17 protein-coding genes are annotated in these 15082 nt (G+C 68.3%); 8 read left to right on the top strand and 9 right to left on the bottom strand.

Features of this window, described 5'->3' with window-relative positions; genetic code table 11:
- Nucleotides 1-99: 99 nt before the first annotated feature.
- Both HMPREF9336_RS06300 and HMPREF9336_RS06295 read right to left on the bottom strand, forming a co-directional pair.
- Nucleotides 100-1659, bottom strand: a complete 1560-nt coding sequence (locus HMPREF9336_RS06300; protein WP_007470123.1) for an APC family permease — start codon at nt 1657-1659, stop codon at nt 100-102.
- 110 nt (nt 1660-1769) lie between these two features.
- Nucleotides 1770-2915 (bottom strand): Nif3-like dinuclear metal center hexameric protein, encoded by a 1146-nt coding sequence (locus HMPREF9336_RS06295; RefSeq protein WP_007470122.1) that lies wholly within the window; start codon nt 2913-2915, stop codon nt 1770-1772.
- Between the two features lie 160 nt (nt 2916-3075).
- Between HMPREF9336_RS06295 and HMPREF9336_RS06290 the strand changes: the two genes are divergently transcribed.
- Together HMPREF9336_RS06290 and HMPREF9336_RS06285 are read left to right on the top strand one after the other, a co-directional pair.
- A complete protein-coding gene (locus HMPREF9336_RS06290) occupies nt 3076-3555 on the top strand; it encodes a low molecular weight protein-tyrosine-phosphatase (protein WP_007470121.1) in 480 nt (159 codons plus the stop codon).
- A gap of 4 nt (nt 3556-3559) precedes the next feature.
- Complete coding sequence (locus tag HMPREF9336_RS06285) at nt 3560-4447, top strand: SURF1 family cytochrome oxidase biogenesis protein (RefSeq protein ID WP_007470119.1); 888 nt, start codon at nt 3560-3562, stop codon at nt 4445-4447.
- On the opposite strand, the gene HMPREF9336_RS06280 is transcribed toward HMPREF9336_RS06285, so the two are convergent.
- From HMPREF9336_RS06280 to HMPREF9336_RS06250, 7 genes are all read right to left on the bottom strand, one after another.
- Nucleotides 4444-6000, bottom strand: coding sequence for a carboxylesterase/lipase family protein (locus tag HMPREF9336_RS06280; RefSeq protein ID WP_244431601.1), 1557 nt, complete (start codon nt 5998-6000; stop codon nt 4444-4446). The genes HMPREF9336_RS06285 and HMPREF9336_RS06280 overlap by 4 nt on opposite strands.
- A 54-nt stretch (nt 6001-6054) precedes the next feature.
- Nucleotides 6055-6540 (bottom strand): barstar family protein, encoded by a 486-nt coding sequence (locus tag HMPREF9336_RS06275; protein WP_007470115.1) that lies wholly within the window; start codon nt 6538-6540, stop codon nt 6055-6057.
- On the bottom strand, nt 6540-6953 hold the full coding sequence (locus tag HMPREF9336_RS06270; RefSeq protein ID WP_021030209.1) for a guanyl-specific ribonuclease: 414 nt from the start codon (nt 6951-6953) through the stop codon (nt 6540-6542). The genes HMPREF9336_RS06275 and HMPREF9336_RS06270 overlap by 1 nt, the downstream gene beginning before the upstream one ends.
- 74 nt (nt 6954-7027) lie before the next feature.
- Nucleotides 7028-8503, bottom strand: a complete 1476-nt coding sequence (locus tag HMPREF9336_RS06265; RefSeq protein WP_021030208.1) for a hypothetical protein — start codon at nt 8501-8503, stop codon at nt 7028-7030.
- A complete protein-coding gene (locus tag HMPREF9336_RS06260; protein WP_007470109.1) occupies nt 8503-8853 on the bottom strand; it encodes a hypothetical protein in 351 nt (116 codons plus the stop codon). Before HMPREF9336_RS06260 ends, HMPREF9336_RS06265 begins: the two co-directional genes overlap by 1 nt.
- A gap of 25 nt (nt 8854-8878) precedes the next feature.
- Nucleotides 8879-10108 carry a hypothetical protein gene (locus HMPREF9336_RS06255; RefSeq protein ID WP_007470107.1) on the bottom strand — a complete coding sequence of 410 codons (1230 nt, stop codon included), beginning with the start codon at nt 10106-10108 and terminating at the stop codon, nt 8879-8881.
- Nucleotides 10105-10653, bottom strand: a complete 549-nt coding sequence (locus HMPREF9336_RS06250; protein WP_007470104.1) for a hypothetical protein — start codon at nt 10651-10653, stop codon at nt 10105-10107. Before HMPREF9336_RS06250 ends, HMPREF9336_RS06255 begins: the two co-directional genes overlap by 4 nt.
- A 313-nt stretch (nt 10654-10966) precedes the next feature.
- Here HMPREF9336_RS06250 and lipB point away from each other — a divergent pair, with 313 nt between their 5' ends.
- The 6 genes from lipB (at nt 10967) to HMPREF9336_RS17425 (ending at nt 15050) form a co-directional block, all read left to right on the top strand.
- Nucleotides 10967-11662: a lipoyl(octanoyl) transferase LipB gene (gene lipB / locus HMPREF9336_RS06245; RefSeq protein WP_021030207.1), complete on the top strand. Its 696-nt coding sequence runs from the start codon at nt 10967-10969 to the stop codon at nt 11660-11662.
- Between the two features lie 62 nt (nt 11663-11724).
- Entirely contained in the window at nt 11725-12492 is a 768-nt protein-coding gene (locus tag HMPREF9336_RS06240; RefSeq protein ID WP_007470100.1) for a hypothetical protein, read from the top strand.
- The gene (locus HMPREF9336_RS06235; protein WP_007470098.1) at nt 12486-13076 is read left to right on the top strand and encodes a hypothetical protein; all 591 of its coding nucleotides are present in this window, start codon (nt 12486-12488) and stop codon (nt 13074-13076) included. Before HMPREF9336_RS06240 ends, HMPREF9336_RS06235 begins: the two co-directional genes overlap by 7 nt.
- Nucleotides 13077-13118: 42 nt before the next feature.
- A complete protein-coding gene (locus HMPREF9336_RS06230) occupies nt 13119-13823 on the top strand; it encodes an RAD23 family protein (protein WP_156920303.1) in 705 nt (234 codons plus the stop codon).
- Nucleotides 13817-14404 carry a hypothetical protein gene (locus tag HMPREF9336_RS06225; protein WP_007470095.1) on the top strand — a complete coding sequence of 196 codons (588 nt, stop codon included), beginning with the start codon at nt 13817-13819 and terminating at the stop codon, nt 14402-14404. Before HMPREF9336_RS06230 ends, HMPREF9336_RS06225 begins: the two co-directional genes overlap by 7 nt.
- 28 nt (nt 14405-14432) lie before the next feature.
- The gene (locus tag HMPREF9336_RS17425) at nt 14433-15050 is read left to right on the top strand and encodes a hypothetical protein (protein WP_007470093.1); all 618 of its coding nucleotides are present in this window, start codon (nt 14433-14435) and stop codon (nt 15048-15050) included.
- Nucleotides 15051-15082: the final 32 nt, after the last annotated feature.

Raw genomic sequence — 15082 nt, 5'->3', positions numbered from 1 at the left:
ACCTGGGCATAAATTGTGCGCAGGCACGCTCTGAACGCCGTATCGCGGCAGGTAGGAAGCTCGTCAGCCGCGATACGCGCAGCAGAAGCCGCGCCCTGCTCACTCGCTCTCCGGCTCCCCCGCGCCGATGGCGGCCCCCACCGGCTCGGCAGACTTGCCGAGCACCGAATGGCGGTAGCCGTACAGGGCGTAGATCAGCAGGCCGATCACCAGCCACACGGTGAACCCGACCCATGTGAGGACGGAGAGATTGAGCATCAGCCACAAGCAGCTCGCGATCGCCGCGATCGGCACCCACGGCATCGCGGGGACGGTGAACCCCCGTTTCAGACCCGGCTGGGTGCGCCGGAGCACGATCACCCCCGCCGCCACAAGGACGAACGCGAAGAGAGTGCCGACATTCACCAGCTCCTCGAGCTTGTCGAGCGACAGGCAGGCGACGACCATCGCGCCCACGCCCGCCCCGACGGTCAACCGCACCGGCACGCCCCGCTCGGTCGTCTTCGACCACGCGCGCGGGAAAAGGCCGTCGCGCGACATGGCGAACGTGAGCCGGACCGCCCCGAGCAGAAGCACGAGGACCACCGTGGTCAATCCCGCGAGCGCCCCGAAAGAGATGAGCTTGGCCGCCCAATCCGCCCCGTGGAGCTCGAACGCCGTCGCCAAGTTCGGCGAATGCTTCGCGCCGGGCGCGTCCGGGCGCAGATCGACGTAGCTCGCCATCCCGGTGGTCACCAGGGATGTCGCGAGGTACAGCACCGTGCAGATCGCCAACGAGCCGATGATCCCCCGGGGCAAATCCTTCGCCGGGTTCTTCACCTCTTCCGCCGTCGTGGCCACCACGTCGAACCCGATGAAGGCGAAGAAGACCACCGAAGCACCGGCCAACAACCCGTACCAACCGTACTGCGTCCCGCCGCCGCCGGTCAGAACGGCGAAGAGCGAGCTGCTCAAGGTGTCCTCCGGCCCCGGTTTCGGCTGGGCGGGCGGGATGAACGGCGTGTAGTTGCTGAGCTTGACGTAGAACGCCCCCGCGATGATGACGAAGAGCACCACCGACACTTTGATCACCGTGATGACGCCGGAGACCCGCGCGGAGAGCTTCACGCCGAACGCCAGGGCCACTGTGACCGCGCCGATGATGAGGATCGCTCCCCAGTCGATGTCCACATAATGGATGACGCTGTACCAGCCCTTGTCGTCTTGCCAAAGGTCGACGCGGGTCTTGATCGCGGAAAGATGCAACGCCCCCGCGAGGTAGCTCGACCACGCCTTGGCCACCACGCCCGCCGCGAACGCCAGCTCCAGCAGCAGGTCCCAGCCGACGATCCAGGCGAACAGCTCCCCGAAGGTCGCGTACGAGAACGAGTACGCGCTGCCCGCCACCGGCACCGTCGACGCGAACTCCGCGTAGCAGAGCGCGGAGAACCCGCAGGCCACCGCCGCGATGAGGAAAGAAACCGTGACCGAGGGGCCCGCGTACTTCCCCGCCGTGGAGGCGCTGACGCTGAAGATGCCCGCGCCGATCACCACGGCCACGCCGAAGACGGTGAGATCCCAGGCGGAGAGGGTCCGGCGCAACCGCCGTTCCGGCTCCTCGGCGCTGGCCAACGCCTGCTCCACCGTCTTGCTCCTGGTCAACCCCGTCCGCAGAGCCATACCGTCGTCTCTCCAATTCTCTTCCACCGCACCAAGTCCTCCACCACGCTGTGAAGTGCAGCACGCCATGAAGTGAAGGCAGTGTACCCCAGCCCGAAGGTTCCCGCAGGTCAACCTGTGGTCGTCGTCCCGACGTGCTGCGACCACGGGCCCGGGGCGGTGGTCGCAGGGACGGCCTCGACCCTGCCGGAGAACACTTTGCCCAGCACCCCCGCCGCCTGATCGCACCATGGCCGCTCGCTCGCCCAATGCCCCACGTCGACCAGCGCGGTCCGATGCGCGCGCACGTGCTCGTCCACCGGATGGTGGCGCAAATCGCCCGTCACATACACGTCGACGCCCGCCTTCGCGACCGCGCCCAAGAGCGAATCCCCCGCCCCGCCGCAGACCGCGACCGTCTCGACCGGCGAGTCCGGATCGCCCGTCGCCCGCAGGCCCTCTGGGGCGAAAGGCAGCGCCGCCGCCGCCCGAGCGAGAAAGTCCCCCAGCGGCACGGGACGTGCCAGCGCGCCGATCCTGCCGAGGCCGAGACTGGTGGGCAGCCGCGCCTGGGCGAACACGTCGAACGCGGGCTCCTCGTACGGGTGCGCCGTGCGCAATGCGGCTAGCACCGCCGCGCGCAGGCTCTTCGGCGCGATCACCTCGATCCGCGTCTCCTCGACCTGTTCAAGCTCCCCGGTCCGGCCTATCGCGGGATTCGCCCCGGCCAGCGGGCGGAACTGCCCGATCCCGTCGGCGCTCCACGAGCATTGGTCGTAGTCGCCGAGCCTGCCCGCGCCCGCTGCGAACAGCGCGGAGCGGACCCGATCCGCCTCGGCGAGCGGGACGAGCACCACCCACTTGTCCAGCTCCGGACCTGTCACCGGTTCGACAGGGCCGAGGACCCGCAAGCCGAGCGCTTCGGCCAGGGCGTCGCTCACCCCAGGATCGGCCCGGTCCGCGTTGGTGTGCGCGGTGAACAACGCGCACCCGGCCCGGATCAACCGGTGCACGAGACGGCCTTTCGGGGTGTCGGCGCTCACCGAGCTCACGCCTCTGAGCAGGAGCGGATGATGCGCGACGATCAGCTTCGCCCCAGCAGCGAGCGCCTCGTCCACCACGGCCTCGGTGACGTCGACGCACACCAGCGCCTTGTCCACCTCATCGTCGGGGTCGCCGCAGACCAGGCCGACCGCGTCCCAGTCCAACGCGAGCCGGGGCGGGTAGGCCGCTTCAAGCGCGGCGACGACGTCCTTGAGCCGGGGAGCCGTTGTCATGTGGGCATATCCTAAACGCCCGCGCCGCGCGAAGGGCCGCGAGCGCGCCGGGCGGTTTCTCGTGAGCGTGGCCGGCAGATCAGGAGAACGACGCGCGCGGCGCCTCCGACCCTGGCTGCGGCTTCGAAGAGGCGAAACCCCGAGCTGTCATACTCGTGTGGTGAGTCAACCGAAGCTGCACGTCACATTCGTCTGCACCGGCAATATCTGCCGCTCCCCGATGGGAGAGCAAATGCTCCGGACTCGGCTCGAAAGCGTGGACTGGGGCCACAACGTCCGCGTGACCAGCGCCGGGACCACTCGCTGGGAGGTCGGCAACCCGATCGACGAGCGCGCCGCCGCGACCTTGGCGAAGCACGGCTATCCTCCGTTCGCCGAGCACGTCGCCAAAGCGGTCGCGGCCGACCACCTGGAAGCCGACTTGGTCCTCGCCCTCGCCGAAGACCACCGCGCGGCCCTCGCGAACCGGGGCGTCCCCGCCGAGCGGCTGCGCATGCTGCGCAGCTTCGACCCCGCCGCCGACGGAGCCGAGGTGGCCGATCCCTACTACGGGAGCTCGTCCGGCTTCGAGACCACACACGCGCAGATCGAAGCCGCCCTCCCCGGCATCGTCGCCTGGCTCGAAAGCCAGCTAACCTGAAAGCATGACCGCCTCGGAGCCGCGCTGGCGCGTGTTTCTGCGTCCGGGCTGGATCGCGCTCGCCGCCGGGGTGGTCCTCTTCGCCGTGCTGTGTTTCTGGGTGTTCGCCCCGTGGCAGCTCGGCAAGAACGGGCGGACCGCGGAGCGCAATGATCGGGTCAGCCGTGCGCTCGAGGCGCCCCCGGCCCCGCTCGCCGAACTCCTCCGGACAGGTGTCGGGCCGCAGAGCGAGTGGCGCGCCGTCGTCGTCGTCGGCGTGTACGAGTCGGACAAGCAGGTGTTGCTCCGGCACCGCCCGGTGCACGGCACCGCCCAAGGTCCGCAGGTCCTCACCCCGCTGCGCTTCGACGACGGCAGGACTGTCCTCGTCGACCGAGGCTATTTGCCACAGGGCGCGACGGCGGCTCCGCCCGCGCCGACTGGCGATGTGGCGCTCAAAGCCCGGCTGCGGCTCTTAGAGCGCACTCCCGCAGGCCGCCCGGCGATCATGACCATCGACGGCTCGCAGCAGCTCGAGGCCATCGACGCCTCGGCCATCGCCCCGCTCGTCGGCGCTCCGCTCGAACCCGCCTATTTGCAGCTGGACCCAGGACAGCCAGGGGCGCTCGGCGCGTTGGCGGAGCCCGACCTCGACCCTGGGCCGTATTTGTCCTACGGACTGCAATGGCTCGCGTTCGGCGTGATCGCCCTCGCCGCGCTCGGCTACTTCGGCTATTCCGAACTGCGCCCGACCGAGGGCCACGAGGCCGAAGAGCCCGACCGGGCGACGGCGCCCCGGCCTGCGCCGCCGCCGAACCGGGCCGAACGCAAACGCCAGCTCCGCGCCGCGTTGGCGGGCAAAGCCTACGAGCCCGCAGCGGCCCCCTCGCTCGCCGACCGGTACGGACGCTAAGCGCTCAAGGGCTCCCAGAACGAGCATCGATGCTCCTCCCACGGAGGGAGCGGCGAAGGGGTTTTCTGCCCCACAGGGTAGATCCGGAGCACCGGCCCGTTCGCGCCTTCGCCCCGACGCGGCCACGGCACGTCCCCTTGCGGCTCAGACCGCCACGCGAAACTCGTCCAATACCGGATCATGCGTTTCGCGAGATCCTCTCGTTTCGGGCCCAGCCGGACCCCGTCCAGCGTGCTCACGTCGAAAAGATAGGACAGCTCCGTCGCATGCGCCGCGCCGAGCGCCACCCCTGACGCGCCAACGTCGACTCTGTTCGGCGCGGTCAGATCGTCGAACTCGTAGGAATACACCGGGGCGATGCGGGCGAGCGCGGCGTCCGCCCGCATCGCCGGACAGATCCACGCCGCATCGGTCGCGATCCTGGCCCACGCGTCCCCTGGGCTCGGAAACCGCGCGAGCGGATACTCTTCGAGCACTCGTCCGCTCTGCGCGCCGAACGCGTTTCGCACGAGTTCCTCGTATCGCGCCCCGTCGATCGGCCCGTCCCGCGACGAGCCCGCCACCGCCGCGGTCCCCTCGTCGTGGTTCGACCCCGAGATGACCGGGATGGCGGACGAGGTTCCGTCCATGACCGCTCGGAGCGGATCTTCGGGCAAGAGCGGCGTGCCGTACGCGAGCAGATTGCCGAACTCGGCAGCGTGGCTCACCAGAGCCTCTGCGGGCAGTCGCCGCAGGCAGTCCAGTGGCTGCGCTTGCGGGCATCCCACCTCCTTCGCGAGCGCGAGCCCGCGCTGCTCGGACTCCGCGACCGGCGCGTAAGGCCGAGCGGGCCGCGCGTCGAGCGCGAGCGTCCCCGCCGGCCAGGACGTGGCGCAGGAACCGGAGGAGAGAATCGCTTTCGCGGCCAGCCCGTTGGCCGAAGGCGAGGACAGCAGCGCGCAAATGCTCATCGCGCCAGAAGACTCCCCGAACATCGTCACGTTCTGCGGGTCCCCGCCGAACGCGGACACGTTGCGATGCGCCCACTGCAGCACCGAGAGTTGGTCGGCAAGGCCGAAATCTCCCGAACCTGGGACTCCCGGCAGGCCCAATTGCGCGAGCACGCCGAGCCGGAAATTCGCGGTGACGACAATGACGTTTCCTTCTTCGACCAGACGAGCCGGATCGTACTGATGCCCGTCGCCCACAGTGAACCCGCCGCCGTGAAACCACACCATCACCGGCAGCGCCTGCCCGACGGTCTGGCGCCTCGGCGTGATCACATTGACGGTGAGGCAGTCCTCGTCCGTCGAGACCGGCTTCCCGTCGACGCCGAGCTGCGGGCACGGCGGGCTGGCGACTTTCGCCCCCCACACCCCGTCATGTTCGGGCATGGGCATGGGCGAGGCGAAACGTAACGCCCCGGTCGGGGCTTGGGCGTACCGAATGCCGAGGAAAGCACGGGTCTTCTCCGTCGCCGTCCCCTCATACCAACCGTCCGCCACGCGCACGCGGAGCGGCGCTTCTGCTTTTTGCTGCGCGGGCTTCGGGGAGCAGCAAACGAGCGACCCCACGAGGGAAGCGATTAGAAAAAGCCGTAAGAGGCGCAAAAGCCAGACGAATCCCGATTAGTCCCAGGCGGTGTCGTGAGCCGCGGCGGGCAGAGCGCCCACCAATTTGCCCCACGCCGCTTGCACCTGATCCGCCTTGTCCTCCGAGACCTGGAGAACGACCTTGAACGGCTTGCGCTGCGACTTCGTCCACGTCTCGTTCGCGTCCTGGACGAGCTTGGCGAATGTGCCAAGCGCCTCCGGTTCGGCGGCGAGGAACTGATCGGTGTTCCAAATCACCACGTAATAGCCGAAAGCCACGCCGAGCCAGTCGAGATCGGTGAGGCTGTCGGAAAGCGCGTCCCAGTTATGACCGAAATGGAAAGGGAATTGCAACGCGGCTGCGAATTCGTCGAACAAAGCCTGCTTCGTGGCTGCTTTGTCCCCCCGGATGAAGCGGACGATATTGCCCTCGGCGGCAAGCAGAGAGGCGCTTGAGTCAAAAGTGGCCGGCTCGCCGACCAGAATCTCGAAAGCAGATACCGCCGGTGTTGCTTCGGTCATCAACGCATCCTCTCAAATGTCCGGTAGTGGTCGCCAGTGTACCAGGCAGAGTGATCGCTTCCGGTGATGATCCGCTCCGCATCCCGATTCCGACCTTGGACTTTGTCATTCACGTCCCATTCGCGGTATGTGATGGGCCGCCCTTGCGGATCCTTCGAGGCCAACCGGCCTTCCCGGTTCTGCCACACGCCGCCGCCCTTGGTGTCGGGGGCTCCCGATTTCGGCCATGTCCCCGCGTCGATCTTCTTGAGCGTCACGTACGCCTTCGCGGGAATCGCGGCGACCACCACTTGGTGGCCAGCGCCCGCAGGCGTCGCGGCCGCCTGCGCAACGGCCCCTTGCGCAAGGCCCGAGGAAAAGCCGACGAGCGCGCACAGCGCCCAAATCAAAGCCGAAGCCTTCTTCATCCTCATGTTTCCCTCTCGATTCCACATAGCTGCAAACGCCATCACTCTATGCCGCACCGGATATCTTCTCCCTGGTAACGCTATCGGACTTCGCCGCTCGGCTCGTCGATACTGGCGATTTGCATCGCCAGCCGCTCCCGCTCGTCCAAATCTCCGAGAATTTCCTCCGAGGCCAACGGCAGACTCGCCGTGAACTGGCGCTCTCCCTGCTCTTTGGAGATCAGGTAATTGGCGACCCGATGCTCGCCGCTCCCGCCGTTCATGCCCGCGGCTCCCATCATCGGCATGCCCATCATGCCGCTCGACGGAGCGGCGGACGTGCCGACAACGGCCGATTCGGCCGACAAGCCCGCCGCAGCCGGGGTCAGCCTGACTTCGGGAGGCGTCCCGACGCGGGCCGAGCCGGGCTCTGCCAAGACGTGCGCGGCTGTGCCGCCCGAGCCGCCGCCGAAATCTCCGGCAGGCTTGGTCGCCGCAGGCGTGGTGTCGCCAAGCGCGCCGCCCACGTCCCCGTCGCTGTCGGTGAAAGCGTCCTCGGCGGCTCCGTCCGCAGCGGCCGGCTGGGCGGCGAGCCCGCCGAGGGAAGCCCCGAGGCCGGTGGCTCCCATGGCGATCCCCGCTCCAGCGCTCGCGAGCCCCGCGCCGCTGCCTGCCGCCCCGGCGAGTCCAGACCCGACCGAGCCCAGCGTCGAGCCCAACTGTCCGAGCGCGGCCAGCGCGCCCCCTGCGGAATCCGCCGGGCCGCCCTGCCTCGAACTGCTCGTGCCAGCCCCGGATTGGCTCGAGGACACCGGCTTGCCGCCGACAGCCCCGCCGGAACCAACGGGCGACGCGGCCCCGCCGCCGCTTGCTTCCGCCGCGCCAGCCGGTCCGCCGCCCGCCTGCGCCGGAGAACTCGAGGGGCCCGCGACCGGCGCGGCCTGCGATGCGGCCGTTCCGACTCCGTCCTGCTGTCCGCCGGACGAGACGGTTCGCCGCGCGTCAGGGGCGTTTTGGCCGGTCCTGCTGTCGGCGCTGCGCTGGCCGCCCTCGCTTCTTCTGCCGTCCGCGCCGATGTCGGGGATCGCCGCTTCGGCGAATGCCGGGGCCACATTGATCGTCGGGTTGCCCGCGAGATCGGTGTACAGCTGGCCGAGTGCCTTGGCGAGCGCGGTCGAAGCGGTCCGCAGCTCGGCGGGCGAGCTTGCCGCGCCATGGCCCAGCTGCGCGTCGTAGACCTGCTGCAAGGTCTGCGCGGCGGGCTGGACCTTCTCCATGTACTGCTCGTAGAAATTGGAGAGCTTCGCCCTCATCCGGTTGCAGGTGTCCGCGATGTTCAGCGCGGCGTAGCTGAGCACCGTCGACTCGTGGTGCGCCTCGTCCACGAACGTGCCGAACAGCTGGCTCGCCGCCGCGCCGTCCACGTCATGGCCGAACTCGCCCGCCTCGGTCATCGTCTGCGTCATCCGCTGGTATTGGCCGAGCAGCTGTGCGACTTTCTGGCCGTCGATGGACCGCGCGACGCTCAGCAGTTCCTCCGGATCGGAGACCATGGCCAAATAGTCGACTCCGGCCATCACCGCTCCCCGTGGGGCGCCGCGCTCGCGATGCTCTGCGCCGCCCCGAGGTCCGTGTTCGTGACCAACTCGCCCCAGGTCCGGAAGTTGGCCCACAGCTTCTCCAGGTTGTCCCGCTCGTCCTGCACCGCAGTGTGCAACGCGTTCGTCAGCGCGCTCGCCGACCGGTAGGCCGCCGAGCCGTCCTCGCCAAGCCCGAAAGGATTGCCCGCTTGCAGCGCCCGCGCCATCTCGCCCGCGAGCGACACGGCTGCGCTCAGGTTGTCGAGATGCCGCTGATGCACACCGCGCATCTGGTCAAGCCCCTCCTCGGAGACCTGCGTGCCTGCGCCAGCGACCTGCGGCTTCATCGCTGCCTCCTCGCCCAGAACCCGGTCATGCCTGGTCGCTGTACGCGAAATCGGTATGCAGCTCGAGCGTCTCGATCTCTTCCTCGGTCAACGCGCCGATCACGTCGGGCGAGACCACCGGCAACTTCTCGATCAGCTCGTAGCCGTTGTCTTCGCTGTACAGGTAGTCCGGAGCTTTGTGCTCTTTGTCGCCCGCGCCGCCTCTGCCGCCCATCATGCCGGGCCCCATCATGCCGCCCATCATCGCGCTCATGCCTCGCGCGGCTCCAGCCGGACCGGCTCCAGGGATTCCCGCGCTGGACGCGGGGTTGGCCGCGCTGCCGGGAGCGGAGCCCAAAGCCCTCGGGTCGAGGCCCGCGCCGCCGACGCCTCCGCCGCCGAGGCCCAAACCCGACGACGAGGGCAGCAGGTCGGCGGATTGCAGGCCCGTGCTCGCCAGCGGGGTGAACGGCGAGTCCGAAAGAGTGGCCGCTGCGTTCGTGCCCTTCTTGCCAGCGTCGGAGGCCGGAGGACTCGCCGGACCGCTCGCGGGGGCCGCCGCCGGGGAGCCTCCCGAGCCGCCGCCGGAGCCGCCGCTTTCGCCTCCCCCGCCGGACGGAGACCCGGAGCCGCCGGAACCGGAGTTGCCCTCTTGCGAGGACTGGTTCGCCTGCGGTTTCGAGTTCGTCGCGGACGAGGCGGGCTGCTGCGCGGGCGCCGGGGAGCCGCTCGGCTGCTGGAGGACGCTGCCGTCCTGCTGCTTGCCGGCCTCGGAAGCTGGGGGCTTCGAGCCGTCCTCGGCCTCGTAGCTCGCCTTCGCCTTCGCCAAAGCCGCCAGCGTCTGGTCGGTCGAAGGAGCCGAGGGAACGCTCACGCTGTAGAGGTTGTTGAGCGCGCTGGCCAGCGGCTCGGCGGCGGACTTCCACTCCGCGGGGCTGCTGGACTGGCTCAGGACCTGCTCCAAGTTCGCGGCGGCGGATTTCACCTGCGGGACGCGGTCGTGGAACTCCTTCAAGGTCATCGCCACCCCGATCAGCGACTCCCCGGTGCTCGTGGAGTCCGTGCCGACCTCGAGCAGCCTCGGCTCGAAGTCGTCGCGCACGACGCTGTCGAACTCGTCCCTCGGGATGTTCGGGAACTGGTTCACGGTGGTGCCGAGCTCGCCGAACCGCTGGATCATGTACATGAGCAGCATCAGCGTCGACTCGGACGCGCCGGTGTCGAGGGAGTTGGCGATCTGGATCAGCTCGTACGGGTCATCGACGCTAAAGCTCACAGCGAGCCTCCCGCGCGGCTGCCGACGCTCGGAGCGGGGATGTCGGCCTTGACTTTCCGGAACGCGCACGCCCACTCGGAGTCCGTGGTCTCCGCTTTCGCCTTGATCTCCTGCGTGCCGTCCGCCACCCCGTTGAGGATGGCCTGCAGCGTGGTCGCCTTCTCCCCCATCCGGTCCATCCACTCGCCGACCGTCTGGGCGTACGCCTGGCCTTGCGCGCAGGACCCGAACATCGCCGAGAGGAAGCCCTTGGCCTGCTCGGACTGGGCCATCGCGTAGTTCGCGTGCTCGGCCCCCTGGTGGCAGATCGTCACGGCCCGCTGGATGCCCTCGGGCGTGACGACGAATTTGCCGCCGTTGTCGAGGAGCTTGCCGAGCTGCCATATCTTCTCGGCGTAGCTGCGCACTTGCTCCCTGGCTTCCGCCGGAGCCCCCGACGGAACCAGGCCGGAAAAGCCGGGGTCGGAAGACACTTGCGCGAGCGCGGCCTCCCTCGTGGCTATCTCCTGACCGTCAATAATGACGGGCTCCTCACCCTCTGCCATGCGATACCTTTCCGAAGGTTCTTCCCGTCCGCCGCGATCCGCTTTGTGTTGCCAACTGCTTGAAACAGCCCAGCTCGAAGGCTATGCGTCCACCCAACATTCCCGACGTCGACGTTGACTTGCCAGAAGTGTAAACCCGTCCGGTATCGACCGCAAGACTTCCGCGCAAACTGATGACCGCGTGAGATAACTCTCACCCGAGGGAACCGAAGCCTCCTCCCACGCGTCTAACAAAAGCTAGGCGAAATCCCGGAACCGAGAGGCCAACGCCCACGCGATGGCCTCCCCCAGGAAGGTGTACGCTCGGACTCCTATGGCAAGCACGCCCATAACCGCAGTGAACGCACGGAGCGTTCGGGAGTCGCGCGCCCCGGTCCAAGTCCGCGAGCTCGGCCTCGTCGACTACGAAGAGGCATGGGAGCTGCAGCGCGGGCTCGCGCAGGCGAGAGCCGAGGGCGGGCAGGACGTGGCGTTGCTGTTGGAGCATCCGTTCGTGTACACGGCGGGCAAGCGGACCGAGCCCGGCGACCTCCCTTTCAACGGGGCGCAGGTCGTCGAGGTGGACCGAGGCGGCAAAATCACCTGGCACGGCCCCGGCCAGATCGTCGGCTACCCCATCGTGAAGCTCGCCGAGCCGATCGATGTGATCAGCTACGTCCGCACCCTCGAGGACGCGTTGATCAGCGCGTGCGCGCACTTCGGCGTGCGAGCGACACGAGTCGAGGGCAACTCAGGGGTGTGGCTGCCATCCGACGGCAGGCGGATCCAGCGCAAAATCGGCTCGATCGGCGTGCGGGTGCAGCGCGGAGTGACTCTGCACGGTTTCTCCCTCAACTGCGACGCGGACCTGTCCGCCTTCGCCAACATCGTGCCCTGCGGCATCCCGGACGTCGGGGCCACCTCCCTCAGCGCCGAGACAGACCGCCAAGTGACCGTCGCGGAGGCGCAGCCGGTGGTGGTGGACCGCCTGCTCGCGGCGCTGGACGGAAAGCTCGCCAGCCACAGGTGAGGAATCCGCCAACGGCGGCGCGCGTTGCCCATGTCGGACTCTGCCTCGCGTATTCTCGCGGCATGAGACTGCGCCACACGCTCGTCGCGGCAGTCGCGATGGCGCTCGTCGGCTGCGGCGGCCCCAGCACCGAGCAATCCCAGACGCAAACCGTGACCAGCACGATCACCTCCGAGTCGACATTCAGCGCGCCCAGCGCGTCGCCGAGCAAGTCCGGAGCCCCCACCGCGAGCGGAGCCCCCTCGGCCACGCCTCCCGGCAAAGGCTCCGGCTTCGCCGAGATCGCCGCGTGGATCGAGGCCGGCCAAGCGGCCCGGCTCTCCGCGTATCAGACGGCGACGGGCTCGTATGCGACCGACGTCGCCGGGCCGACCACCACGACCACGCAAAGCCTCGGGGACGACGTCGCTTTCCGATCCCCATCGAAAAAAATGAGCTGCTTCGGGCTCACATCGCAATCCACGGTCTACTCCCCAGGCGGATTGCACTGCCTCGCCTCGCTGGAGAACCCGCCGCCGCGCCCGAAAGAGATGGGCCAGTGGATTGGCGGCTGGGTGGAGTACAGCGGCGGCTCCGCCTCGATCGGTTCGTTCCACGGGGATCCGGGGCCATTCACGGCAGGCGACGGCCCGGAGCTGCCCTACGGCCAAAAGATCTCCTTCGGCCAGGGCGACGAGCGCATCACCTGCCGCATGGACCAGACCGGGCTGTGGTGCGCCAATAAAGCCAAAGGCTCCGCGATCCTGCTCAACGACCAGGGAGCCACCCCGTACGGCTGCCTGAAACAGATCCCGCACAAAGAAGGCGAAGGCCTCTCTTACACATGCTGAGCCCAGCGGCCGGACCAGATCCCGCCCGAGATCGGGGGGAGCGGTCCGGGTTGCGCCAGAGCGCGCATTGGGCGGCTCTGATCACCGCGCTCGGCGGATCCCTCACGCTTTGCTACAGCGACTACACCCTCGACGCGGGCACGGCCCAGCTCGCGCACCCTCCGCTGATCGCCGCCGCGCTGTTCTGGCTGGCCGAGTTCGCCATCGCGGCCCTGACGAACGCGCTGGACCGGGGGCTGCTCGCCGCCCCCGCCATCGCGCTGATCGGCTTCGGCCTCGTCCACAGCCACGTCCCGTTCCAACTCGCCTGGCATAAGAGCAAGGACGCGTTCGACGGCGCGGCAGCCGAGGTGCGCCGAGACCCGCAGGCCGCCCCGAAGTTCCATCAGACGCTCGGGCCGTGGGAGATCGACCTGGTCCAGACGGAACCAGGCTCGTCGGCCGTGTATTTCGAGGTCGCGGGCGACGGGCCGGACCGACCGGTGTTCGCCAACGTCCCCGGCGGGGAGCGGGCGGGATGGGGCTCGTACCGGGATTGCGAGCGGATCGAGGGCGACTGGTACCGTTGCGTTTGGAGGTTCTAAGCCACGCCGGGGAGGTATGTGTCCGCTATGCGAGCCTGTCGCGTGAGAACAACGCTGCGCCTGCTCGGCGGCTCCGTCATGGCGCTCCTCTTGGCCAGCTGCTCTCCTTCGGGGAACCAGCCGAAGCTGACCATCACCAGCATGGTCACCGTCGCCAGCGCGCCGGCCGCCTCGGACAACCCTCCGACCTCCTCGTCCGCCGCCGCTCCGGAGCCGCCTAGCCCTGGCGCAGCCTTCGACCAGGTCGCGGCCTGGGTCGAGAGCGCGCCGGAAGCAGCTGCGAGCAATTACCGAACCGGGACCGACTACGAAGGCAAGAAACACAGCCTCGACCACGGCGAATTGGCCTTCACCTCGCCCTCTCAGAAGATCACCTGCTACGGGTCGGGCGGGCTCTATTGCTCCGTGGATTTCCAGAATCCACTGCCCAAGCCGCCGACCGCGTACGGGAACTGGCTCCCAGGGATCGTGATATTCTCCGACGACGGCCTCCACATCGGCCAAGGCCGGGGCGACCCTCCCACGTTCTACTTCACCGGCAACGGCCCCGAACTGCCGTACGGGCAGAAGATCTCCTTCGGCGAGGACGGCAACCGCTACACCTGCCGCATGGAGCAAAGCGGACTGACGTGCGTGAACAAGGCTCAGGGCTCGGGCGCGCTGCTGAGCGACCAAGGCGTCGTCCCGTACGGCTGCCTTCGCGAGTCCGCCGAGGTGGGCAACTCGGCGAAAGCGTACAAATGCTGACCGACGGCGCGGCCGAACCGCGCAAACCCGCCCCGCTGCGCTGGCTGCACCGGATCACGCTGGCCGCCTGCGTCTCGGGCTGTCTGTTGTGGCTGTACAGCCATAGTTTCTTCCGAGAAACGAGCTTCCGACCGTGGGTCCAAGGGCTCGTCCTGCTCTTCCTCGCCGGTGCCCTCTGGTTCGTCTTCGCGTCGGTCTCGCTGTTCAAGGAGTATCCGAGTCGGCGGATCTACATCGCTCCCGCCATCGCGGTCGTGGCGCTCGCGTTGGCATCGGCCCATATCCCGTCCAGGCTCGGCTGGCGGGCATCGAAGCCCTCGTTCGAAGCCGCAGCGGCGGAGCTGCGGCACAACCCGGAGCAAGCGCAGGACTTCCGCCGCAGGCTCGGCGTCTACGAGGTCCGAAGGGCGTACGCGGACAAGGACACCGGGGTCGTCTACTTCGTCCTCGACGCGGGCGGATTCTTCACCGGCGACGTGCTCGCATACGCGCCGGACGAGACGCCGCCCGCATCGGGGTCGATCCGAGACTGCCTGCCGTTCGACGGCCCCTGGCTCACCTGCGTCGAATATTTCGACTGAGCCGGAAACCGGATGCTAGCCTTGCGCGGTGGGGGAAGACGAGGCCAGCGCCGATCAAGAGCAATCCGGCACGCCCTCGTCCAGACCAAGGCGAACGAGAGCTGCGGGCACTGAGACATTCCTCGTCGTCGTCGGGTTCTGCCTGCTCCTTCTGCACAACGACCTCTACTACGGCGACGACTTCGTCGTCGTGCTCATCAGCGCCCTCGTGCTGATCCCGGTCGCCTTGTTCCAGTTGGCTCGTTTCGTCTTCAAAAAGTCCCCGCCTGGCCCTCTGCGCACCTGGAGGACCATCGCGACCCCGGCGATCCTCGTGCTGACCTTTCTGCTGGTGCAGGCTCATGCGCCGCGCCGGCTCGGCTGGCTGATCTCGAAGACATGGTTCGAGGAGGCCGCCGCCGAAATCGCCCATGACCCTGGCAAAGCCCATGGCTTCCCTCGTCTGCTCGGCCTCTACTGGGTCGAAAGCGCCGCCGTGAATCCCCCGAGCGACGCGGTGTATTTCCACACCGGATACGGCGTGCTCGACACGGCGGCTTTCGTGCGTATTGAGGAAGGGACTCAGCCGGATATGGGCTCTGTGGGCGCATGCCATCCCCTGGACGAAAGCTGGCAAGTCTGCACCAACGATCTCAACGGCGAATGAAACGCCACGTCCCGACGAACGGTAAGCTGGAC

It is taken from the genome of Segniliparus rugosus ATCC BAA-974, from assembly GCF_000185725.2.
In the GTDB taxonomy this organism is placed as follows: Bacteria; Actinomycetota; Actinomycetes; order Mycobacteriales; family Mycobacteriaceae; genus Segniliparus; species Segniliparus rugosus.
The sequence above is the reverse complement of the archived record's forward strand: the minus strand, read 5'-3'. Positions and strand labels throughout refer to the sequence as shown.

What these genes read in the sequence shown, in the direction of transcription:
- HMPREF9336_RS06295 (WP_007470122.1), bottom strand. Translation starts at nt 2,915, where the DNA reads ATGACAACGGCTCCCCGGCTCAAGGACGTCGTCGCCGCGCTTGAAGCG.
- HMPREF9336_RS06285 (WP_007470119.1), top strand. Translation starts at nt 3,560, where the DNA reads ATGACCGCCTCGGAGCCGCGCTGGCGCGTGTTTCTGCGTCCGGGCTGG.
- HMPREF9336_RS06240 (WP_007470100.1), top strand. Translation starts at nt 11,725, where the DNA reads ATGAGACTGCGCCACACGCTCGTCGCGGCAGTCGCGATGGCGCTCGTC.
- HMPREF9336_RS06250 (WP_007470104.1), bottom strand. Translation starts at nt 10,653, where the DNA reads ATGGCAGAGGGTGAGGAGCCCGTCATTATTGACGGTCAGGAGATAGCC.
- lipB (WP_021030207.1), top strand. Translation starts at nt 10,967, where the DNA reads ATGGCAAGCACGCCCATAACCGCAGTGAACGCACGGAGCGTTCGGGAG.
- HMPREF9336_RS06225 (WP_007470095.1), top strand. Translation starts at nt 13,817, where the DNA reads ATGCTGACCGACGGCGCGGCCGAACCGCGCAAACCCGCCCCGCTGCGC.
- HMPREF9336_RS06260 (WP_007470109.1), bottom strand. Translation starts at nt 8,853, where the DNA reads ATGAAGCCGCAGGTCGCTGGCGCAGGCACGCAGGTCTCCGAGGAGGGG.
- HMPREF9336_RS06235 (WP_007470098.1), top strand. Translation starts at nt 12,486, where the DNA reads ATGCTGAGCCCAGCGGCCGGACCAGATCCCGCCCGAGATCGGGGGGAG.
- HMPREF9336_RS06300 (WP_007470123.1), bottom strand. Translation starts at nt 1,659, where the DNA reads ATGGCTCTGCGGACGGGGTTGACCAGGAGCAAGACGGTGGAGCAGGCG.
- HMPREF9336_RS06265 (WP_021030208.1), bottom strand. Translation starts at nt 8,503, where the DNA reads ATGGCCGGAGTCGACTATTTGGCCATGGTCTCCGATCCGGAGGAACTG.
- HMPREF9336_RS06275 (WP_007470115.1), bottom strand. Translation starts at nt 6,540, where the DNA reads ATGACCGAAGCAACACCGGCGGTATCTGCTTTCGAGATTCTGGTCGGC.
- HMPREF9336_RS06270 (WP_021030209.1), bottom strand. Translation starts at nt 6,953, where the DNA reads ATGAGGATGAAGAAGGCTTCGGCTTTGATTTGGGCGCTGTGCGCGCTC.